Here is a 22,796-nt window from a genome sequence, read left to right as displayed (position 1 = left end):
TATGTTTAGAAAAGTTGATCATAAAAATATGGGCAGAGCAAATCATGGCTGGTTAAATACACATTTTCATTTTTCTTTTGCTAATTACTATAACCCAAATAACATGAACTTCGGAGCGTTACGTGTTATTAATGATGATCTAGTAGCGGCACAAACTGGTTTTGATATGCATCCGCACCGTGATATGGAGATTATTTCTTACGTTGTAGATGGTGGTTTAACACATGAAGACAGCATGGGAAATCGCGGAACGATTGAGCGTGGACATGTTCAATATATGAGTGCTGGCACGGGTGTATTTCATAGCGAGCATAATTTAGGCGATGAAACGCTGCGTTTATTACAAATTTGGATTTTACCAGACCGTGCGGATCATAAACCAAACTATGGTGAGTTTAAATTTGATTGGAGCAAGCGTGAAAATGAATGGTTCCATATGGTATCTTCAGTAGAAGGAAATGCACCAATTCAAATTCACCAAGATGCGAATTTATACTCCTTATCATTAGAGGCTGGAAAAGAAATTCATTTTCCAGTGAAAGAAGGCCGTCAATTGTACCTTGTACAAATTGAAGGAAGCAGTGTAATCAATGGTGAAAATCTTGTTATGCGTGATGCAGCAGAAGCGGTAGAAGAAGATATTCACATTCAAGCGAAAGAGCAATCACACTATTTAGCAATTGAATTGAAAAAACAATAAAATGTGTAAAAAAAAGAGGACATCCGATGGGATGTCCTCTTTTTGATTGGAATTGTCTGAAAAATGTTTCTCAAATTTTAGGTAGAGGTATCAGCTGTAAAAATCAGAATTGTATAAAAGTGTCAAAAATCTTTATGGGAATGGGGAATGTTATAGTGAAAAAGCAAGTCATTTCATCAGCATTAGCGTTAACTGTTATCGCCGGGGGATTTGGAGCGTTTGGGGCAACGACAACGAAAGCGGAAGAACAAAAAATTCAATATCATCAAGAATTTAAAACACCTGCATACATAGGTGAAGAATGGAAAGCACCGGAAGGGCTAGATAAAAAAGAGACGGTCTTTCAATACTTAGAGAGTAAGAAAGATATGTTTAAATTAGCAGGAAATATTGAAAAGCATTTTAATATCGTTGGGGAAGAAAAAGACGCTGAATCTGATACGACACATGTAAAGCTAGTTGAGAAACATAATAACATTCCTGTGTACGGTTCTGATCAAACTGTTACACTTGATAAAGAGAATAATGTAAAAGCATTCTTCGGACAAGTTATTCCGAATTTAGATGATAAAAATATTCCTGCAGCTGCGAGCATTACTGCGGAACAAGCAGAAACAATTGCTAAGGCAGATATTGAGAAAGAAATTGGTAAAGTAAAGAGTTATGACGGTGTGAAAAAAGATTTATTTGTATATGAAAAGGACGGTAATTACTACCTTGCATACTTAGTTAAGGCATCGATTTCAAAACCAGCTCCAGGATATTGGCATTATTTTGTTGATGCAACGAATGGAAATGTTATTGAGAAATATAACGCTGTAGATAACATTACTGGATTTGGTTACGGAGTATTAGGTGCTAGACAATCATTTGAAATTGCTCAAGATACGAAAACAGGACAATTCAACTTGTTTGATGGTAAACGAGGACAAGGTGTTCATACATTTGATGCAGAAAATATGGACGAGAACTGGTTTAATTTATTCTCACAATGGCTTGGATATACAGGAGAAGAAGTTGAAAGTAAATCTAAGTTCTTCGAAGATAAAGCTGCAGTTGATGCGCATGTAAATGCAGGAAAAGTATATGATTACTACAAAAAGACATTTAATCGTAACTCTTTCGATGATAAAGGTGCGAAGCTTATTTCTACTGTTCACGTAGGGGAGAGCTGGAATAACGCAGCTTGGAATGGTGTGCAAATGATGTATGGTGATGGCGATGGAAAAACATTCATTCCATTATCTGCTGGACTTGATGTTATCGGTCACGAATTAACGCATGCTGTAACTGAGCATACAGCAAACCTTGTTTACAAAAATGAGTCAGGGGCGTTAAATGAATCGTTATCTGATATTATGGGTGTTATGGTTGAGAAGAAGAGCTGGGATTTAGGTGCTGACATTTATACACCTGATAAACCAGGCGATGCACTTCGTTCACTAAAAGATCCAGCATCTATTCCAAACCCATTAAAACCAAGTGAAGGTTACCCAGATCACTATAGTAAACGTTATACTGGAACAGCTGATAATGGCGGCGTTCATATTAACAGTAGTATTAATAATAAAGCTGCTTATTTAGTATCTGAAGGCGGAGATCACTACGGCGTGAAAGTAACTGGAGTGGGCCGTGAAGCGACAGAAAAAATTTACTACCGTGCGCTTACGAAATATTTAACTGCAAACTCTGACTTCAAAATGATGCGTCAAGCTGCACTTCAGTCAGCTGAAGATTTATATGGTAAAAACTCTAAAGCTGTACAAGCTGTAACGAAAGCTTATGATGCAGTAGGCGTAAAATAATAAGAGAAAAAAACCTGACTAGAGTGTCAGGTTTTTTTTTCTTTATCCCGCTAGTCGCGAATGCCTAATGCGATTTTCGCCATACGTGACATACGTTCTTTCGACCACGGTGGATTCCAAACGACATTTACTTCTATTTTATTAACTTCAGGTACGTTCGTTGATAATACTTTTTTAACGTCTGATACGATTTGCCCAGCCATTGGACAACCGATAGAAGTCATAGTCATCGTAATGACAGCATTATTATTTTCATCTGCTGTAACATCATACACTAATCCAAGATTAACGATATCAACACCTAGTTCAGGGTCAATAACAGCTTCTAAATTGGCAAATAATTTATTTTCAAATGCTTCTTGTGACATAAGCAGCCCCTCCTACAATTTAATGATATCGATTCTCATTATAACGGAAATGAGTATAATGTGCAGGAAATGAGCTCAAAAAAATATCCCTCTTTGAAAGGGGGATATTTTTTTGAAAATCTATTCTGTTTTAAAATGAGATACGAGTTGATCTAACTCTTCAACTGTTTGTTTCATTTTTCCAGCAGTTACTGCCATTTCATTCATAACGATAACTTTTTTTTCAGCAGATTGTGCCGTTGCGGCAGTTTCGCTGGATACTTCAGTCGAGATAGAAGCGATGTTATTAAGTGAAGCGTTCATTTCTTCAGCACTTGCAGCCATCTCTTCAGCAGTTGCTGATATATCTTGCATTTGAGTAGATACTTTATTTACTTGTTCTACAATTGTTGAGAAAGAAGTACCAGCTTCACGAATAACATTAATGCCTTCAAATGCTTCAGAACGGCCTTGAGACATCATAGAGCTAGCAGTTTCTGTATCATTTTGAATTTGATGTAGTAATTGATTAATGTCTGTTGCAGCGGTTTTAGATTGTTCAGCAAGTTTTCGAACTTCGTCAGCTACGACAGCAAATCCTTTTCCTTGCTCGCCAGCACGAGCTGCCTCAATAGAAGCATTTAAAGCAAGTAAGTTTGTTTGCTCAGCAATATTAGAAATAGATTGTACAGCAGTATCAATATATTTCGTATGAGTGATTAGACGTTCAACCACTTCTGACGTAGCATTTACAGCTTCGTGTATCGTTGTCATTTGTGAAACAGATTTTTGGATAACGGTACTTCCATCGCTAGCATGTTCAGATGTGGCAACAGCAAGTTCCGCTACAGATGAAGCAGATTCAGCAATGCGCTGAACACTTACTGCCATATCATCCATTGCAGTTGAACTTTCTTCCATACTAGAAGTTTGTGATTGAATACTTGCATTTAAGTTGGACATCGAGCTTTGGACTCTTAATGTCGCCTCACGTGATGTATTCGTTTTTTCTAGCATATTTTCAGAAGCGGTTTGTACTTCCACTGATGTTTTTTGAACACGATTAATAATATGTTGTAGGTTTTCTAACATTTTATTAAATGATGCTGCGATGGCACCGATTTCATCGTTGCTATTTACTTGTAGACGTGCTGTTAAGTCACCTTCTTGAGAGGCTAATTCTTTTAGTTTCGTGTCAATTTGTTGAATTGGTTTCACAAGTTTACCAGAGAACCACCATGCAAGAATAATTGCAACGACAATACAAATAACAAGTGATAGAAATACTGCATATTCAATTCCTAGTGAAGATTGATCAATTTTTTCAATAGATTGTTCACGTAATTTAGCTTGTTCATTACTGTAATTTGTGAAATCACCAATTACTTTATAGACAGTGCCATTTTCTGAAGAAGCTACTTGTAAAGCTTCTTCCCATTTTTGTTCTTTTGCAAGAGTAAATACTTTTTCTTCAACGAACTTTCTCCAAGTAGACCCTAATTCCATTGTGCTTTTCACGGACGAAGAAACATTTGGATTAGAAAGAAGTTTATCTTTTGAATCCTCAAGACGTTTACTCATCTCATTAAACTTGTCTAATTCGACTTGATCATGTTGTAGTAAATAACCTCTTAAAGCAGAGAGCTGTACTTGATAAGCGTCTCCACGCTCTTTCAATTCTGTTGCCAGTGGAGAAATTTCTTTTTGTAATGTTTCAGCTTTACGAGATTGGTCGATAGCAAAAAATAAAATAAATGCTAAGGCGATACCAAATAAAGCGCAAATCGTTCCCATCATGAACATAAGTTTTTTTCTGATACTTACAAAATTCATATGATAAAAAGCCTCCTTTGTGAAATCTTAGTATTAGAATTAATAAATGTAAAAAATTGAAAGAAAGCTTTACTCCAGTTGGAATAAAGCTTTCTTATTTCCTTTAGGAATTATAGCAGACGGAATGAGAGATAGAAAGAGATATTTTAAAGTGAAAAAAGAGAGACTGTAAAACTTGCTTTCCTATACCTTTGAGTTCGTGTCATTTTCACTTTAAGCGTTTGTTTTGAAATGAGAAACGAGAACTTCAAGTTCTTGTACGATTGTTTTCATTTCAGATGATTTGTTAGCCACGATACTCATTTTGTTTACTTGATCACCAGCCGAATGTGCTGTTTGTGATGTTTCTGCAGCAACTTCGTTTGAAATGGAAGCGATATTATTTAAAGCTGCATTCATTTCTTCAGAGCTTGCAGCCATCTCTTCAGCAGTTGCAGACATTTCTTGCATTTGCGTAGAGACTTTGTTAATGTGGTTAACAATTTCTGAGAATGAAGATCCGGCGGTACGAATAACCGTAATTCCTTCAGAAGCTTCTGCTTGACCTTGTGTCATCATGTCATTTGCTATTTTTGTATCAGCTTGAATTTGATGAAGTAAATGGTTAATGTCAGTTGCGGCTAGTTGAGATTGTTCAGCAAGTTTTCGAACTTCATCGGCAACAACAGCGAATCCTTTGCCGTGTTCACCAGCACGAGCTGCTTCAATAGAAGCGTTTAAAGCGAGTAAATTTGTTTGGTCGGCGATATTCGAAATAGATTGAAGTGCAGTATCTATATGATTTGTATGTGTAATGAGTCGCTCAACTACTTGTGATGTAGCGTTAACAGCTTCGTTAATTGTATGCATTTGTGTAATAGATTTCTCAATGACTTTATTCCCATCATCTGCTTTTTCTGACGTTGTGACAGCTAAACTAGTAACAGAAGAGGCGGACTCAGCGATACGCTGAACACTCGTTGCCATGTCATCCATTGCGGTTGAACTTTCTTCAATGCTAGAAACTTGTGAACGAATATTGTGTTCAAGAGCATTCATAGTTTCTTGGGTCCTTGCCGTATTTTCCATAGAAGCGGTTGTTTCGATAAATACATTTTCGGAAGCTTCTTTTACACTTGTTGATGTTTGTTGAACTTGTTTTATTATATGCTGTAAGTTAGTGAGCATTTGATTAAAGGAATTTGCAATGTCACCAATTTCATCTTTACTCGTTACGTGTAATCTAGCCGTTAAATCTCCATCTTGAGAAGCTAATTCTTTTAACTTCTCATCAATTTTTCGAATTGGTTTAACGAGTTTACCAGAGAACCACCATGCTAATAAAATAGACGTTAATGTACATGTAATGAGTGAGAAGAAAATAATATATTGAATAAGTGATGAAGAAGACTCGACATCAGCAATTAATGCGTCACGTTTCTCATTTTCTTCATTTGTATATTTATTAAAACGACCTAAAAGATCATTTACATAATCTGTTTGTGATAAAGCAATTTTGGATGCTTCGTCCCATTTTCCTTCACGCGCAAGAGGGAGTACCTCATTATCTATGACGCTACGCCATTTTCCTCCCATTAAAATGGCTTCTTTCATTCCTTCTGGGAGCTTTTTGTCACTTGTTACTTTCTCTCTAGTATCAGCTAATTTTTTCCCTTCTCGGTTGAACTTATCTAATCCTTTTTGATCATGTGATAGCAAATATTCTTGTAAACCAGCAACTTGTGCTTGGAACCAATCGCCACGTTCTTTTAAAATCGTCGCTCTTTTCGATACATCATTTTTTAACGTTTCGATTTCACTTGCTTGATTCATGGCGAATGAAAGAATAACAATAAGAGCAATGCTAAATAAAGAAGAAATGCTTAAGAGTGTGAACAGTAGTTTTTTTCGAATACTAACATATTTCATCGTTACCCCTACCCTCATTTAAACTATTTATTATGATTTATAGATATTTAAAACAAAATTAATAAAAACATTATTATGAAGTTATTAATCTGTTCAATAAAAATTATAGCAGATAATGGAAGGGGTCAGATTGGTATTAGAAAAAGTTCTTAAAATGTATACATTTGCATATCATAAAATTCATAAATAAATATTAGAAATGCTATTGAAATTTGAAATGACATCATGTATACTTCTAATTAGTTGATAACGATTATCAGTATCAACTAAAAACATTACTCTTCGTTATGTTGGTCATACCCCTTTTTGACGACGTAAGTCAGAGACGAAATGTTGAAATATCTTGTGTCCTATTCTACAGAATTATGGTAATCTCCAACCTCAACTTATATGCGTGAGCATGCAAAAAGGATCCTATCCGTGAAGGGATCCTTTTTTGCATGCTGTCGCAATTATTGTATATAGACCAGGGATACGTTCTTCGATTCCTTCTGGTGCAGTAGAAGGGAAGACCCATCTTTGATGAGATCCATGTTCTTCAACTAGTTTTTCAATTTTAAAACGTTCTTCCGCAAGTGTTGTAATGATTTCTCCTAGCGTCCAGCGACGGATGGTTGTTTTAGGTAGCGATTCTTTCTGTGCTTCTGTAAGAAGGATGCTATAAGCAACATCATCTTCAATTAATTCTTCATCGAAATAATTTCCATTGGCCTGAAATGATGGGTGGTCGACTCCTAATAATTTCGTGTAAACAGGATGATAGTCACGAAGGATAAGCATTCCATCTCGCTTAAGTAAAGTAGCAATTTTTTGAAAGAGTGGTTTTAAATCTAGAAAGTAATGGAGTACACCAAGTTCCAGCAATACGATATCAAATGATTCAGAGAGCTGCACATTTAATACATCAGAAACGACATACTGGATAGAGACACCTGCTGCGTCCGCAAGTTCATTTGCATATTTTGCATTACTTGCTGAAATATCAACAACTGTTACGTTAGAGCCTAAAAGGGCAAGTGCGACAGCTTTATTTCCTTTTGAGCCGAGTAAGTTAATAATACGTTTTCCTTTTGGAGATTGTATGTAAGGTAAATAATGTGCTACTTCGCGTGTGGGATCTTCCATGATTTTTTTCGCATAATCCTCCGGTGCCCCATGGCGATTCGTCCAAGCTTCATAAGCAGCTGTATTCCAGCTTTTTTCATTTATAGTGCTTAGTTGTTTTTGGTTCAATGTTATCACTCCTTTTGTGAACGTATAGGTATTCGGCGGGAGGATGGGATTTCCTGTTTTTTTGATTTAAAGTTTGATTTTTCTGTTAGTTAGTCGTAAAATACGTGTTATACGTAAAAGCGTTGAAAAGGAAAAGTAGAATGGAAATATTCTTTCCAGAGAGCTTCGGTAGCTGAGAAGAAGCAAGAATATTCATTTGAACAATGGCCTTTGAGCTTCGTCCTGAACTTATCAAATGATAATAGTAGGCGGCGACGAGAGTTGGTACTCGTTATCAAAACCACAGTATAAGAGCATAGAGCTCCGTACTTGTTAAGGCTAATTATGTGAGTAATTGGCGAAATAAGGTGGTACCGCGACTGTTTATACAGCCCCGCCCTTATCTTTTTTTAGATAGGGGTGGGGCTTTTTATATTTTAAAGGAGGAATGTAAGATGAGTATTTTTATTGGGGGCGCTTGGCCGTATGCGAATGGTTCATTACATCTTGGTCATATTGCGAGTTTATTACCTGGAGATATTTTAGCACGTTATTACCGGTCAAAAGGTGAGAATGTGCTGTATGTTTCAGGAAGTGATTGTAATGGAACACCGATTGCAATTAGGGCAAAACAAGAAGGTGTGACGGCGAAGGAAATTGCTGATCAGTATCATGAAGAGTTCCAGCGATGTTTTCGTAGCCTTGGTTTTACTTATGATTGCTATACACGTACAGATAGTGAGCACCATCATGAAACGGTTCAAAATGTTTTTTTACGTTTATTAGAAGAAGGACATATTTATAAAAAAATAGTGGAACAAGCGTATTGTGAAACGTGTACGCAGTTTTTACCGGATCGTTATGTAGAAGGAATATGTCCACATTGCCATGAAGCAGCAAGAGGAGATCAATGCGATGCGTGTTCTGCTATTTTAGATCCACTCGATTTGTTAGAAAAGAAATGTAAGTTATGTGGTAGTACACCATCTGTACAGGAAACAGAGCATTTCTATTTCGCATTGCATACATTTCAGGAGCAAATTAAAAGGGCTGTAGAAATTGCCAAGCAAACAGGGACATGGCGCGACAATACGATTCAATTAACAGAGAGATATGTAAAGGAAGGATTACTAGATAGGGCCGTATCACGTGATTTATCAATTGGAGTACCAATTCCAGTAGAAGGGTATGAAGATAAGAAAATTTACGTATGGATTGAAGCAGTGACAGGCTATTATTCAGCGAGTAAACATTGGGCTGAAGAAACAGGGAAAGATGATCAAGAGTTTTGGGATAGCGAAGCGAAAACATATTATGTGCACGGAAAGGATAATATTCCGTTTCATTCCGTCATTTGGCCAGCGGTATTACTTGGAATAGGGGAGGAAGCAATCCCGCGTCATATCGTTTCGAATGAATATTTAACAGTTGAAAAAAGAAAATTATCTACAAGTAAAAACTGGGCAGTATGGGTGCCTGACATATTAGAACGCTATGATCCAGATTCTATTCGTTACTTTTTAACCGTCAACGCACCAGAAAATCGCGATACTGATTTTTCATGGCGGGAATTTATTTACAGTCATAATAGTGAATTATTAGGTGCATACGGGAACTTTGTGAACCGGACATTAAAGTTTATCGAAAAATATTATGGTGGTATCGTGCCGAAGGGAAGCATTGAGGTAGAGCTGAAAGATAAAGTAGAAGGATTATATAAGCGTGTAGGAGAGGCGATTGAGCAAACTAAATTTAAGGTGGCGCTAGAAACAATATTTGATGCAGTACGTTTTGCAAATAAATACTTTGATGAAAAGCAGCCTTGGAAACAAAGAGAAGATGATCCAGTTTCATGTGAAGAAACGATTTATAACTGTGTGTATCTTATCGCTAATTTTGCAAATCTCCTTGAACCGTTTTTACCATTTTCAAGTGAAAGAGTTCGAAACACATTGTCGATTGTGAAACGAAATTGGGAACCGCAAAATACGTTGCCAAGTAGAATTGATAGCGTACAGCCATTATTTGAGCGAATCGATGTAAAACAAATTGAGCATGAGATAGAGAAGCTGTATGGAGCGGTAAAATGAGATAGAGAAAAAGACCTTTCAAGTAAATGAAAGGTCTTTTGTTATGCAGTATGATTCTCTTTCTTATCTTTCAAAAAGAAAAGTACAGCAAGGATTACAAGAATAATAGCTGCAATATCATACGTTATTTTAAATGTAGTATTAAAGTTTAAGTACTCTACGAAAGGAGTTTTCACTGCTCCTGCATATATACAAACGGGAATGAGAAGTAAATCGTAAAATTTCTTTTCTTTCATATATCTTATTAGGAAGAAGATACACATAATAGCAAAAAATACGATGCTTAAAATAGTCATTTATACCTCCAGATAAATTTACTTATTTTAATTGCAGTTATATCTTTTATATAAATTCTGTATTTTTTCAAGCGCTATACACGCGATTTTGTTTCCTTTCTTTCCTAGCCGTAAGCAGCTGAGGAGTGAAGATCCCAACTAATATGAAAATAATTCCAATCCACTGCATGAACGTTACGACTTCATGTACAAGTGTAATAGAAGCAATAATAGCAGTTGGTAATTCAGCTGCACCTAATATTGTACCAAGCCCTGTTCCAACCTTTGGTACACCGATTGAAAAACAAATGACAGGTACAACAACGCCGAATAATCCGAGGAAGAAAGCATATTTCCATAGACCGGCTTGCAAAGCACCGTCTGTTAAAAAGGTTGGCGGAAAGAATAGGCATACGATAAGAGTAGCGCTTGTTGTCATAAGGAAGCTTTTCGTATAAGGCGGAACATCCGTAGCGACGCGCCCGCTTGCAAAAACATAGAATGAAAAAGAGACAGCAGCTAATAGTCCAAAGATAATCCCTTTCGTAGAAAAACTTTGTCCGAGGCCTTCAAATACACCACCTGCAAACAATGTACCAGCAAATAAAATAAGGATAGATATAATCTTATCGCGGCTTGGAAATGTTCGATTTGCAATTGCTTCGATAATGACACCAATCCAAGTGAACTGAAAGAGTAGGACGACAGCGATAGATGCGGGTAGTTCTTCTACAGAAATAGCGTAGAAAATCCCGGTCATACTCATTGTTGTTCCGACGGTTAGTAAGGAAAAGAATTGTTTTTTTGTTACTTTATGACGTGAAAAGAAAAGAACGAGTAGAAATAGTCCAATCCATCCGAAGACATATTGTCCCCCTAATAGTTGATGTGCTGAAAATCCATTTATGAATCCGAGTTTGAAAATAGTTGAAAGTATGCCATAGCTGCAAGCACCGAATAAAACGAGCAATGAATATTTAAACTTCTCCATAAAAAATCCTCCTTTTAAGTAATAAAAAACGCCCGCTATCCAAATAAGGATAACGGGCGAACGAAACAGAGTCATATACTCTACAAAATTCCGCCACTCATACGAAGTATGAATTTGGGGTATGAAATTGTAGTAGGTTTTTACATTGCTTTTGGGAATACAATAGAACATTTTACACCTTGAGGCGTGTTTTGTATCCCGTAAGGAAACTGATGTTTATCTAATATTTGTTTCACGATATATAATCCAAGACCACTACCTTGTACTAAACCGTGTTTATCAGGGTTTGCGCGATAGAAAGGCTCAAATAAATGAGCAAGTTTATCTTCATCAATTTGTGAACCTGTATTTAATACTTCTAATGCGTAACCATTTGGTTTTTCATAAAGCTTTATATATACGTGCTGATGGTCAATTGTATAATGAATTGCATTTGAAATAATGTTAAAAATAGCAGTTTGAATAAACTTAGGATCAGCTAAAATTTGTACGTCGTGTTTAATATTAGATTGTACATTTAATTGTTTTACAGATACAAAGTAATCTACTTTCTTCATAACATCCTCAATAATATTAGATAAAGAAATGACTTCTAAATTCGGTTTAAATTGAGGGTTTTGTATTTTGGATAATTCCGACATTTTTTCCGTTAATATGTTAATGTCTTGCATCATCTCGTAGGAACGTTTCAAATACTTATCTCTATCTTTATAAGCTCCAATTCCGTGAATCATGCCATCTAGTTGTCCCATAACGGCTGCGATTGGTGTTTTTAATTCATGGGATACCATAGACATAAATTCTTTACGAGATTGTTCTAATTGTTGTTCCTTCTTGAGCTCATTTCTTAAATCTTGATTGCTTGCATGTAAATTCTTCACAATATTTGGTACTTGTGAAGCAGCTACTTGCAAATTAAAATCTGTTTGATCTGTATTTTTGTTAAGTAGCTTTTTATCTGAGAAATCAAGATTCATAATATCTTTTAAAGCATCGCTCATATATTGAAAAGGTTTGGCAATTAGTTTTGTATAAATTAAAGATCCGAGTAGTGATAATGCAAGCATTGTCGCGCCAATATGTGGAGCTAATTGCTGCAACGCATCTGCTAACTTTGGATTATCATTTGTATCATTTGTTTTACTTGCTGCATTTTGTGTATGTAAGGCATCATTATTAGCGGCTTTCTTTTCTGCTTCTGTAGGCGGATTAGAAGTGCTATTTTTCCCCGAAAGATTTTGTGTATGTTCTTTTGCCTTTACAGTTTGGCTAGGCTGCAAAAGGTGATTGATAGCTGTAGAAAGAGATTTATAATCTATAATAGAAGATTGGAAATTAGAAATGCTCCCCTCTGACACAGCTTTATTTTGCTTCGTTTTACTTTCGTCGTTTTGCTTATCTGAATTCGCCTGTTCTGTAGTCGGCGTTCCATTTTCTTTCGCAAAACGTTCTTTATCGTAGTTTGAAGCTAGAAAGTAAATAATTTGATAAAGACAAAGTGATAAAAGAATACAAAATAATAAGGTTTTGATGAAAATATTTTTGGTGATGTTGTCTTTGCTACGATTCGATTTTGTAGCCAATGCCTTTCACCGTTTTAATATAAGGAATTCCTAATTTTTTTCTTAAGTTTTTAATATGTGTATCTATAACTCTTACATCACCATAATGTTCATAGCCCCATACCTTATTCAACAAATCACTTCTTGATAATACTTTTCCTCGATTTTGCAGTAAAGTATAAATAATTTCAAATTCTTTTGTTGTCAATTCAATTTGATTACCATGAACATAAGCTGCATATGCTGTAGAGTTTAACATCAATTCATGGAATTGTAGTATAGTTGCAGCTTCTGCTTCCTTCGTTGCTGCTCTTCTTAATACAGCCTCTACACGCTTAATAAATACAGTATAATGGAACGGTTTCGTAATATAGTCATCAATACCTAACTCAAATCCTTTAATTTCACTTTCTTCATTATGTAAGCCTGTTAACATAATGATTGGTACATCAGATTGTCCTCGCATAATTTTACAAATACTATAGCCATCTATATCTGGTAACATTACATCGAGGAGGACAAGATCGTATGAATTTTTTTGGAAAAGAAGAATACCTTCTGTTCCAGCACCAACTACATCAACTGTAAAGTTTTGTGCCATTAGAAATTCACGAATAAGTTCTTGTATATCTGGGTTGTCTTCAATCACCAGTATATGCGTCATAGTAACACCTCCTAAATAACGCTTTTTACTGCAATATTCGAATTCATCATTTTTCGAGTGACTCAGATTGTTTATACATATAATAAGCCCCCGCTATAAAATAATCATGAAGGTAGCAAGGGGAATAGTTTAGTGTTACTGAATAGTTCAGAATTACAGTAGTTCTATTATAGTATGTATTATAAAATTTATAAAACATTATAACTGTATAATTTTAATATCTACGTTTATCAATGTTTAAATATTAGCTAATCAAATCTATTCCTATTATATATGTAAATACAGTTGTTTTGCTACTGTAAATGAATAAATAAAATAAGCCAAGACATAAAATTCTTGGCTACACATAAATCTTGTTTTTAGGCTATTTTACAGTGACAGTAGCTTGCTGCTGAACGCGCTCAAATAACCAGTGTATATCATTGTTATACATACGAATACAACCAAGTGTTGTCCATTTGCCGATTGCTTGATTATTGTTAGTTCCGTGAATCGCATAAGTTGTTCCGTAAGTTCCTGCCATATTTAATCCGAGCCAACGGTCACCAAGTGGATTACGTGGATCGCCGCCTTTAATTTTGCCTGTATAATAAGGGCGATTTTTAATTTTATTTACGATTTGAAAAGTGCCTTTAGGTGTAGGTGTTGCAGCTTTTCCAGTAGCGACAGTAAAACTTTTTATAAATTTTCCATCCTGATAATAATCCATTTTATTTAACTGAGTGTCTACGATTAATTGATCTTTCGTTGTAGCTGCCTCTGCGCTAGAGAATGGAAGAGTTAAAAATCCTAATGATAATAGTGCGCTTAATAATAATTTTTTCATTGTTATTCTCCTTTTACTATCGTAAGAGTCTTACATACAATGAAGTTGTAATCCTCGTAATGCTTTATTTACATTTTCATCTAATGTTTCAAAGAATGTAGTAATTTTGCTGTTGTGTTTGTTGTTGTTATCAATAAGTAATCTTTCATTTAATAAAAGCTCACCACGTAGTCCAAAACTTTGAACTTGAATATTTAGCTCATCTTCATTTTCAGAGATGATTGGTAAGAAATAATGAAAAGCTTTTGTTGGAATGATGTAGCTTTTACCAATCATGCTTTCTTGATTTGAATTAATCCATTTTTTCGTGACAATTTTAATATTCTTTTTTGAAACGATAAAAGATAGTGTTGTAGATTTTGTTAAACTTACGTCAAATTCACTTGTTTCACATATTTGTAAATTAAAAACGGTTTCATTTTGATGAGATTCAACATTTGTATTAATAAAATCGTGCATTTTATATGCTTCCATTTCGTATTCACCCTTTTTTCAATTTCGAAAAACGACTTATATTTATTCAAATTAATGCTTAGTCATATATTGGTTAAATTTTTCAACAAATTCCGATATAATCTTACAATACATATATGAAGCTAATATGAAGTTAGTATGAGTTTGTGATGGTTTTTTATTGAGAACAAAATAAGAGAGGTTTTTAGTGCTAAAAAATGGATAAAATCTGCATGTTATTAATGCGCCTTTTCGCTATTTCGACTTGAAAAATGATTTTTACTATTTAATAAAGAACGAAAATCACTAGTGTGACCCTTACAAAAATGTAATAAAAATGTAAGCTATTGTGATAGTTATTTCGACAATTTTTTTATACAATAATAGTAAGAAGTTGTACGTGATTGAAAGGAGAGATGACATGGAATGGATTCATGAATTATTTCAGCAATACGGGTACTATGTTGTACTTGTCGGCTTGCTGTTAGAATATATTGCACTTCCGTTTCCGGGAGAGCCAACGTTAGCATATGCGGGATTTTTAGCACATAAGGGTGATTTAAGTTTACCGATTTTAATTATTCTATCCTTTATTGGGACAAGTGTAGGAATGACGATTCAATACTTTTTAGGAAATAAATTAGGTATGCCTTTCATTCAAAAGTATGGGAAATACGTATTTTTAACGCAAAGAAAAATTGACTTAACGAGAATGTGGTTTGATAAGTATGGGTACTTCTTAATTTTTATTGGTTTCTTTATTCCTGGTGTACGTCATTTCACAGGATACTTTGCAGGAATTATTAATTTACCATTCCGTCGTTTTGCCATTACAATTTATTCAGGTGCTCTATTTTGGGTATCATTCTTCTTAATCGGTGGTTACTGGTTAGGTGGGAACTTACATGATATCTTTGGAGTGCTAGAAGGTCATATCGGTAAAATCATTTTTGGAGTTATTGTGATTGTAGCGGTTACGTTAGGTATTCGTTTCCGTAAGCAGTTAAAACGAGTATTACTACAAAACGCAAGTTAATATGAAATCCATTCTATGTCAGAATTTAGGAAGTCAGTGCAAAAGCACTGACTTTTTTATTTTCAAGACTATGTTTAATGCGCATTTTACATTCTTTATAGGAATTTGATACAGGATAAGAAATAAGTATCTTGTCAATTATTATAGTCGTAATGACAATTATAATTGACAAAGATAAGGATATTATTTACAATTTTAATTAAATAAATGAAAAAGAGGGAAGACATGAAGCTTCAAAATCGAGTGAGGGAATTGCGAGCAAAGCATCGTTTATCACAAGGGGATTTAGGGAAAGCGATTGGATCATCACGGCAAACGATTAGTTTAATTGAGCGCGGGGATTATGCACCATCTATCGTATTGTCGTTAAAAATCGCACAAATTTTCAATGTACCGGTGGAGGAAATATTTACGTTAGTAGAGGGGGAAGAGGACGATGAAGAGTAAACGAAAAAAACAATTTGATTCTGTGGGGAAAATAGCATTAAGTATGATGGGTGGCTTTTTAACGTCTTATATAGCTTTAAATTTACTCTCGGATGAACCGAGAAAATTATCATCCAATACATTTATAGGTATATGTACTATTTTTGGAATCTTAATGATGTACTATACTTGGAAGAATACACGTATGTTAGCAGAGGCACGCGATGAAGAAGAGAGCGTACAAGGCAGAAAATTAGGCATTATAAGTATATATTTACGTGTAGGCGATATAGTTACGCAGGCATGGTTTGTATATGCAGTTATTACATGTAGACGTGCACTGTTGCAGGATACAAATGTTTCATTTGCGGTGTGGAATTTAGTAGCTTCTATTGTTTGTTTAACTACTGTAGTAATTATCGGACTTATAACAAAAAATCGTTATAATAAGCTATATCCTGAACAAGGTGTAACGTATATGGAATCTATGAAAATGTGGACGAAAAACGCAGATGAAGGATTAAAGCACATTGTGCATGAGGCTGGATATAAAGCGTATGAATTTACGAATACAATATTGGCATATGTATGGTGGGCTGCCGTTATATATACAGCTGCTAGTGATATCGATTTTGTATTAATTGGCTTAATCTCATTTATTTGGATATTGCATCTCGGGAAGTTCATGTACGAAATGCAAAGAAAAATGATTTATTAAGGGGAGAAAAAGGTGGATATTTTAAGAAGGCCAGCTGGCTCAATGACAGTGGCGCTAATTCTGTCCATTTTATACGGAGTAATCCGAACTGGGAAATTAGAAGTAATTTTGAACTTATGGGCAATAGTTGGAATTTCATTGTTAGTGTTAGCCATTCATGAGCTAGGACATGTAGTATTTGGTGTAATAGGTGGTTTGACATTTAAATTTATGACAGTAGGACCCATTACTATTCAAAAAGAAAAGGGAAAATTACGCATTCGAGAAAATAAATTGTGGGCTTACTTTGGAGGCGTTGCAACACTAGTACCACCTTCTATAGAGACACCGAATCTTTCGAAAAAGTGGGCGTGGCTCACTTTAGGTGGACCGATTACGAGTTTACTATTTGGTATTACTTCCGGTTACATATATATGGTGAGTTATTATCAATATCTTTTATATTTTTCCTTTTTCCATTTTGCAATCTTTGCGGTTACAATTGTGCCGATAAAAGGAATGCTTATGAGTGATGGGATGCAATTTCTTATTTTAATTAAAGATGATGAAAGAGCTAGAAATCACTTATATGAGATTCAAATATCGAGTGAGTTATTTAGTTATAAAAGACCGAAAGATTGGGATGAAAGGTTAGTAGAATTGAGTGAGGAGAAAATAAAAGAGAATAAAGGGATAAGAGAGATAATGAGTAGACTTATGCTCGTCTTTTTTGCTCGTGCAGATCAAGAGGGAATGGAAAGAGCGATACCGTATATAGAACGAATTGTTCAACTACCTGTAACGAAAGAAAATAAGTTTTTCGTTAGTAGTTTTCATAGTTGGTACCTTTTATATAAAGCCCTTTATCAGATGGATAGTCTTTCTTTGCAAGAAGCAAAGGAACATGCAAAGGCTATTACAAAAATGGACCTAAGTGGATATTACCGTACACAAGGAATTATTAGATATGTAGAGGGTAATATGGAAGCGTCCCGTACTTATATGAAGAAAGCCGATCAAGAATTAAAGAGCGCCGAGAAGAGTGAGATGGGATATTTACAAGTAGAAAGAGAATGGTTTGAGCAGCTGAAAGAGAGGGTATCTTACGATGGGTGAGGTATCCTCTTTTTTATATGTCATCTTATGCCGTTCCATAAACAGCCTAGGGCGAGTAAAATGAGATAAGAAGAGCAAAGCTTGGAGGAAGTAAATATGGAAATTTTATCAATTATTTTAATAGTCTTGCTCATTTATGTTGTTTTTAAAGTGGCATATGTAGCATTAAAGATACTCGCGATCTTATTAATTATCTTTTTAATCGTAGAGTTCGGCAGTAAATTGCTTGGTGGATAGGGTATGTTGTGCGTTTTGAGTGTCGAAGGTTGTCGGTAAATCGATATCTTGTGTCGAAGCGTCGATATAATGAAAAAATCGTTGATATAAGTGGAGAAACGATCGATATATTTGAAAAATCGTTGATATATTTTAGTGAATACGAAGTGGGGTATATGGAAAAGAAGTTGCCGTGAGGGCAACTTCTTTTTATCGTGATGCGGGGTATGCAAACCAACATAAAAAAGCTGGAAGAGTATCTTCCAGCTTAAGAGTTACTTTCAATTTGGCGACCGCTATCTTCTTCATTGTCTTGTAATAGGTTGAATACGTCTGCTAAGCAGAATGCAATGAACCAAGTCCATAGACCGTGGAAGAAAGCTGAGCTTAATTGAAGTGGTAATGTATAGTTTGTCATTGAGTAGGAAATACATCCACCAACGATTCCGATCATTGTTAATAACATTGTTTTTTGAGCGTTTTCTTCTGGATTGAAGAGGAAGTAAATGTATCCGCCTAAAATTGAAGCGCTTACAAGTGTTTCGATTCCATTAAAGATGATATTCTCTCCAAGCTGAGTGTTTGTCCAGAAGCAGATTGTTCCGCCGATAATAGCAAACAGGACAGCTATTGTATATCGTATATATTGATTCATATGTTCATCTCCTTATGTAATAAGATGATTTGGAAGTCAAAAAGGTAGGTATAGTATATTGAAGTGAGTTTTAATTGTACGTATCTTTTTATAAAAAGATCATTGAAGAGTAACTAAGATGATCGGTTGTTTAAACCGTTACGTGTATGGTGTCTGAAATATACCCGACTGCTCGTTTCTTTTTGCTTGTAAAATAAGAGAAACTTCCAAGTCTATATACTCTTTTTTTGTGAGTCTGCTTTCATTATAACACATTTAGGGACATAATAATAGAATTATCTGATTTTGTAATAAGTGTAAAAAATAAAAAGCGCAAGGAAATACCATTAACGGTGCAGTTTAGTGGAAGAAGGATTTTAATTTATTATGATGAAATATGTAATCAAGGTGAGATCTAAGAATGAGGCTTAAATACTATAAAAAATGTTTTATAGCATGAATGTAAGGGAGGAGAGCTAACTTGGAGTTCACAACAGAAAGATTAATAATTAGACCTTTTAAGAGTACTGATTTACAGGATGTATTTGCTATTTATAATAGTGATGATACATGTAAGTTCCTATTACATAATAAGTGGACTCATGAAGACATGCAGAAAAGATTTAATAAGAAGATAGCAAATCATGTACTGACTAAAGAAACAATATTAAGTTTGGCAGTTATATACAAAACTAAAGTAGTTGGTGATTTATCCGTATGGTACACAAATATGAAAGACACTGTTGAGATTGGTTATAGTTTTTCAAATGAAGTAGCTGGGAGAGGTTTGGCGACAGAAGCAGTAAGTAGTTTGGTATTGAAATTATTTAATGAATTCAATGTACATCGTATACAGGCTAATCTTGATGCACGTAATACGGCTTCACAAAAATTGTGTGAACGAATAGGTATGAGAAAGGAAGCCCATTTCATACAAGATTTTTGGAATAAAGATGAATGGACAGATAGTATTGTATATGGAATGCTATCCTCCGATTTGTAGTAATAAACTTAGTGATTTTATTCTGCTAAAAGGTACGTTAGTTGAATAACAAAGGGCATAACATATTATATATGACTAATATGTTATGCCCTTTAATTTATTAACCTTTTTATATGCGTTTGAAACGGCCGACAATTTCAACTGTTTCAGTAATGTTCATAAATGCTTTGTTATCCACTTGACGGATAATACGTTTCATTTCGCCTAACTCATAGCGAGTCACGACAGTGTAAATCATTTTTTTCTTATGGTTTGTATAGCCGCCGACAGCGTCTACCATTGTCACCCCGCGTATGCCGTGATGTAGTAGTGCGCTTTTTATTTCCTCGCCTTTTTCTGTAATAGTCATTATCGTTAATTTAATATGTTTCGTATGCACAGCATCGATAACTTTGCTGACTACAAATCGACTAATTAACGTATAAAGTGTAATATCCCATCCGAAAATAAAACCTGCTGCTACAAGTAAGATTAAGTTGAATACAAATATGATTGCTCCAATTGAAACATCTCGATATTTCGCTACAATCAATCCAACAACATCAAAACCACCTGTTGAAGAAGCAAATCGGAATATAATTCCTGAAGCTGCTCCGCAGATGACACCACCGAATACAGAAGAAAGTAAAATATCGTCTGAAACTTGGTGTACCGGGATAATGTTCATCGCTAACGATGATACAGCTACAAAGTAAGCTGTTAAAAAGGTTGTCTTCTTGCCTAAGTAAAAGTGACTTAAAATAAGAAGAGGAATGTTTAGTAAAAAGATAAGTGCACCGATATTGTAGTGCATTAAATAACCGATAATCATCCCTACACCAGCGAATCCACCGCTAATCATATTATGCGGGATAAAAAACATATTCATAGAAATTGCATACAAAATAGAAGCTATAAAAATAACAACCAACTGTATCATAAATTCTAAGTGAAATGTTTTAGCTGCTGGGAAGGATAAAAAGGCGGTGTCGGGAACGTAATCGGCGTCTCCTAGTTGACCCATAGTATGTTTCATCTCCATATTCATTTTTGATTACAAGAAGAGAATAAAGGTTTTTTCAAAAACTGGCAATAGTTTTATTATAATGCAAAAATTTTATAAATTTCTAATAAATCAAGCCTATTCATTGATGTGTGTGAATATGCTAAAGAAAGCGAATACAACGTTTCTTAATTATTGTTTTCTTGAGAAAATATGCAAAATACTTTTTTTGAAAATAAAAGGAAATAGAGAATATTTGCCCGATGTGCTAAAATGACCTTATTAAGGATGTGAAGCGATGGAATTTTTATTGCAGGATGCAATTCTATATATATCGTTTGTAACGACGGCACTTTGTTTATTAGAAGTTTTCTTCCTTGCTAATGTTTCTCGCTTTGTGCGTCAACAAGCATCAAACGGTAGACAAAGAGCTTTTGCGTTAGTTGATACATGTGAAGATAGTGCAGGAAATGTACCGCTATTTTCTATTTTTTATAAATATGGAATGATTCGTTCTGTACGCAGACAAGAATCAAGTGAAGAGAATGACGAGGTCGGTCCGTATACGCCAATGTTTCGCTAAATAATTACGAAACATTGGAGGAATGAACATGTTAAAATCATACCGAGCTGTGCTCGTTAGTTTATCATTATTATTTGTTTTTATTTTATCTGGTTGCAGTAATGCAGCCCCAATTGATGCACATAGTACGGGAATTTGGGATCATTATTTTGTATATCCAATCTCGTTTATGATTCAATTTGTTGCTCATCATATACCTGGAGCTAGCTTTGGGATTGCTATCATTATTATGACGCTCGTTATTCGTTCAGCAATGATTCCATTAGCTGTTTCGCAATATCGCAGCCAAGCGAAAATGAAGAAAATGCAACCTGAATTGCAGAAGCTAAAGAAAAAGTACGGTGATGTAAGCAAAGACCTTGAAAAACAAAAGCAGTATCAAAAAGAAATGTCAGAACTAATGAAATCAGGCGGTTGGAATCCACTTGCTGGTTGCTGGCCATTATTAATACAAATGCCGATTTTCTCTGCTTTGTATTATGCGATTAGCAGAACTGAAGAGATTCGCACATCTTCGTTTTTATGGGTGAACCTAGGACATGCAGATCCATATCATATATTACCGATTATTGCAGCGTTAACGACATTTATTCAGATGAAAGTTTTCCAATCGAATATTACACCTGGAGAACAAGTACAGATGCTAAAGATGCAGCAAATTATGATGCCGGCAATGATTCTATTTATGGGGTTTGCGGCGCCATCAGGACTTGTGTTGTACTGGATAACAGGTAACTTATTTACAATGACACAAACAATTGTATTAAGAAAAATAATGGAACGTGAAGAGTTACAATTACAAAAAGCATAGAGAAACACCGCTCATTACGAGCGGTGTTTTTTTGTTAAATCGTTAAGGAAATGTTAAGAAACCGACATTACTATAGGCATTGTATACGAAAGTGTACATGCATTAGAAATATGAAGGAGGAAATTTCCTATGAAGAAGAAAACAGTTGGTTATTTAGCGATTGCAGGTGCTTTATCATTCGGAATCATTGGAGGAGTCGGCATTCCGGCATTCGCGGCAACGAATACTCCAGCAGTGGATCAGCCTGCAAAAACGGCGAAAAAGGATTTGGATGACGCTACAAAACAAAAAGTAAAAACAATTATGGATGATACAAAGAAACAGTTACAGGAACTAGGTGTAAAGCTTCCAGAGAAAGAGAAGCGTAAAGACATGTTTGCAGGATTAGATGAACAGGCGAAAGAAAAAGCGAAGTCCATTTTAGAGCAAGAGAAGTCTGGTAAATTAACACGAGAACAGGCAAAAGAAGAATTAACAAAATTAGGCGTGAAGTTCCCGGAAAAGGGTAAGCACAAAGAAATGTTTGCGGGATTAGATGAACAGGCGAAAGAAAAAGCGAAGTCAATTTTAGAGCAAGAGAAATCTGGAAAATTAACGCATGAGCAAGCAAAAGAGGAATTAACAAA

The 22,796-nt window shown here is 35.1% G+C and carries 24 protein-coding genes and 1 other annotated feature; of the genes, 12 read left to right on the top strand and 12 right to left on the bottom strand.

Annotated features, from left to right (window positions below):
- Position 1 precedes the first annotated feature (1 nt).
- On the top strand, positions 2-700 hold the full coding sequence (locus tag MR107_RS22340) for a pirin family protein (RefSeq protein WP_000488939.1): 699 nt from the start codon (positions 2-4) through the stop codon (positions 698-700).
- Between the two features lie 155 nt (positions 701-855).
- Complete coding sequence (gene nprB, locus MR107_RS22335; RefSeq protein ID WP_000745123.1) at positions 856-2,505, top strand: neutral protease NprB; 1,650 nt, start codon at positions 856-858, stop codon at positions 2,503-2,505.
- 50 nt (positions 2,506-2,555) lie between these two features.
- Here the strand turns inward: nprB and MR107_RS22330 are convergent, their stop codons facing one another.
- The 4 genes from MR107_RS22330 to MR107_RS22315 all read right to left on the bottom strand — a co-directional run bounded on the left by MR107_RS22330 (position 2,556) and on the right by MR107_RS22315 (position 7,826).
- Positions 2,556-2,873 carry a metal-sulfur cluster assembly factor gene (locus MR107_RS22330; protein ID WP_242292726.1) on the bottom strand — a complete coding sequence of 106 codons (318 nt, stop codon included), beginning with the start codon at positions 2,871-2,873 and terminating at the stop codon, positions 2,556-2,558.
- 120 nt (positions 2,874-2,993) lie between these two features.
- Entirely contained in the window at positions 2,994-4,685 is a 1,692-nt protein-coding gene (locus MR107_RS22325) for a methyl-accepting chemotaxis protein (protein ID WP_001012202.1), read from the bottom strand.
- A gap of 213 nt (positions 4,686-4,898) precedes the next feature.
- The gene (locus MR107_RS22320; protein WP_000878444.1) at positions 4,899-6,593 is read right to left on the bottom strand and encodes a methyl-accepting chemotaxis protein; all 1,695 of its coding nucleotides are present in this window, start codon (positions 6,591-6,593) and stop codon (positions 4,899-4,901) included.
- Positions 6,594-7,007: 414 nt separating this feature from the next.
- A complete protein-coding gene (locus MR107_RS22315) occupies positions 7,008-7,826 on the bottom strand; it encodes a class I SAM-dependent methyltransferase (RefSeq protein WP_033696591.1) in 819 nt (272 codons plus the stop codon).
- Positions 7,827-7,939: 113 nt separating this feature from the next.
- Positions 7,940-8,210 (top strand) — a binding site (T-box leader).
- A gap of 50 nt (positions 8,211-8,260) precedes the next feature.
- Between MR107_RS22315 and metG the strand changes: the two genes are divergently transcribed.
- Complete coding sequence (metG, locus tag MR107_RS22310; protein ID WP_242292725.1) at positions 8,261-9,895, top strand: methionine--tRNA ligase; 1,635 nt, start codon at positions 8,261-8,263, stop codon at positions 9,893-9,895.
- A gap of 41 nt (positions 9,896-9,936) precedes the next feature.
- Here the strand turns inward: metG and MR107_RS22305 are convergent, their stop codons facing one another.
- The 6 genes from MR107_RS22305 to MR107_RS22280 all read right to left on the bottom strand — a co-directional run bounded on the left by MR107_RS22305 (position 9,937) and on the right by MR107_RS22280 (position 14,687).
- The gene (locus MR107_RS22305) at positions 9,937-10,191 is read right to left on the bottom strand and encodes a hypothetical protein (RefSeq protein ID WP_000154129.1); all 255 of its coding nucleotides are present in this window, start codon (positions 10,189-10,191) and stop codon (positions 9,937-9,939) included.
- A 67-nt stretch (positions 10,192-10,258) separates the two neighbouring features.
- Positions 10,259-11,161 carry an EamA family transporter gene (locus MR107_RS22300; RefSeq protein WP_033696594.1) on the bottom strand — a complete coding sequence of 301 codons (903 nt, stop codon included), beginning with the start codon at positions 11,159-11,161 and terminating at the stop codon, positions 10,259-10,261.
- A 140-nt stretch (positions 11,162-11,301) separates the two neighbouring features.
- Positions 11,302-12,744 (bottom strand): sensor histidine kinase, encoded by a 1,443-nt coding sequence (locus MR107_RS22295; RefSeq protein WP_000201965.1) that lies wholly within the window; start codon positions 12,742-12,744, stop codon positions 11,302-11,304.
- Positions 12,722-13,387, bottom strand: coding sequence for a response regulator transcription factor (locus MR107_RS22290; RefSeq protein ID WP_000148833.1), 666 nt, complete (start codon positions 13,385-13,387; stop codon positions 12,722-12,724). The genes MR107_RS22295 and MR107_RS22290 overlap by 23 nt, the downstream gene beginning before the upstream one ends.
- Positions 13,388-13,751: 364 nt before the next feature.
- The gene (locus MR107_RS22285; RefSeq protein WP_000735063.1) at positions 13,752-14,213 is read right to left on the bottom strand and encodes a L,D-transpeptidase; all 462 of its coding nucleotides are present in this window, start codon (positions 14,211-14,213) and stop codon (positions 13,752-13,754) included.
- Positions 14,214-14,243: 30 nt separating this feature from the next.
- The gene (locus MR107_RS22280; RefSeq protein WP_000388769.1) at positions 14,244-14,687 is read right to left on the bottom strand and encodes a DUF3978 family protein; all 444 of its coding nucleotides are present in this window, start codon (positions 14,685-14,687) and stop codon (positions 14,244-14,246) included.
- Positions 14,688-15,087: 400 nt separating this feature from the next.
- Between MR107_RS22280 and MR107_RS22275 the strand changes: the two genes are divergently transcribed.
- The 5 genes from MR107_RS22275 (at position 15,088) to MR107_RS22255 (ending at position 18,178) form a co-directional block, all read left to right on the top strand.
- Positions 15,088-15,702: a DedA family protein gene (locus MR107_RS22275; protein ID WP_000454754.1), complete on the top strand. Its 615-nt coding sequence runs from the start codon at positions 15,088-15,090 to the stop codon at positions 15,700-15,702.
- A 225-nt stretch (positions 15,703-15,927) separates the two neighbouring features.
- Positions 15,928-16,149, top strand: a complete 222-nt coding sequence (locus MR107_RS22270) for a helix-turn-helix transcriptional regulator (RefSeq protein ID WP_000776168.1) — start codon at positions 15,928-15,930, stop codon at positions 16,147-16,149.
- Entirely contained in the window at positions 16,139-16,846 is a 708-nt protein-coding gene (locus tag MR107_RS22265; RefSeq protein ID WP_000837717.1) for a DUF3169 family protein, read from the top strand. Before MR107_RS22270 ends, MR107_RS22265 begins: the two co-directional genes overlap by 11 nt.
- Positions 16,847-16,888: 42 nt before the next feature.
- The gene (locus MR107_RS22260) at positions 16,889-17,941 is read left to right on the top strand and encodes a zinc metalloprotease (protein WP_002182986.1); all 1,053 of its coding nucleotides are present in this window, start codon (positions 16,889-16,891) and stop codon (positions 17,939-17,941) included.
- A gap of 96 nt (positions 17,942-18,037) precedes the next feature.
- A complete protein-coding gene (locus MR107_RS22255) occupies positions 18,038-18,178 on the top strand; it encodes a DUF3985 family protein (RefSeq protein WP_000404758.1) in 141 nt (46 codons plus the stop codon).
- A 247-nt stretch (positions 18,179-18,425) separates the two neighbouring features.
- Here the strand turns inward: MR107_RS22255 and MR107_RS22250 are convergent, their stop codons facing one another.
- Positions 18,426-18,812 (bottom strand): DUF3938 domain-containing protein, encoded by a 387-nt coding sequence (locus tag MR107_RS22250; protein ID WP_001077773.1) that lies wholly within the window; start codon positions 18,810-18,812, stop codon positions 18,426-18,428.
- Between the two features lie 460 nt (positions 18,813-19,272).
- Here MR107_RS22250 and MR107_RS22245 point away from each other — a divergent pair, with 460 nt between their 5' ends.
- Positions 19,273-19,794: a GNAT family N-acetyltransferase gene (locus tag MR107_RS22245; RefSeq protein WP_000397299.1), complete on the top strand. Its 522-nt coding sequence runs from the start codon at positions 19,273-19,275 to the stop codon at positions 19,792-19,794.
- Between the two features lie 109 nt (positions 19,795-19,903).
- Here MR107_RS22245 and MR107_RS22240 read toward each other — a convergent pair whose 3' ends face one another.
- Positions 19,904-20,797, bottom strand: a complete 894-nt coding sequence (locus MR107_RS22240) for a YitT family protein (RefSeq protein WP_000530044.1) — start codon at positions 20,795-20,797, stop codon at positions 19,904-19,906.
- A 277-nt stretch (positions 20,798-21,074) separates the two neighbouring features.
- On the opposite strand from MR107_RS22240, the gene MR107_RS22235 reads away from it, so the two are divergent.
- From MR107_RS22235 to MR107_RS22225, 3 genes are all read left to right on the top strand, one after another.
- Complete coding sequence (locus MR107_RS22235; protein WP_000394926.1) at positions 21,075-21,359, top strand: hypothetical protein; 285 nt, start codon at positions 21,075-21,077, stop codon at positions 21,357-21,359.
- Between the two features lie 28 nt (positions 21,360-21,387).
- Positions 21,388-22,170: a membrane protein insertase YidC gene (gene yidC, locus MR107_RS22230; protein WP_226368807.1), complete on the top strand. Its 783-nt coding sequence runs from the start codon at positions 21,388-21,390 to the stop codon at positions 22,168-22,170.
- Positions 22,171-22,299: 129 nt separating this feature from the next.
- Positions 22,300-22,796 (top strand): hypothetical protein (locus MR107_RS22225; RefSeq protein WP_242292724.1); only part of this gene is annotated, 497 nt, incomplete at its 3' end.

The organism is Bacillus cereus group sp. BfR-BA-01441 (assembly GCF_022663075.1).
Classification (GTDB): domain Bacteria; phylum Bacillota; class Bacilli; order Bacillales; family Bacillaceae_G; genus Bacillus_A; species Bacillus_A cereus.
Note: the sequence above shows the minus strand (reverse complement) of the source record. Positions and strands in the feature narration are given on the sequence as shown.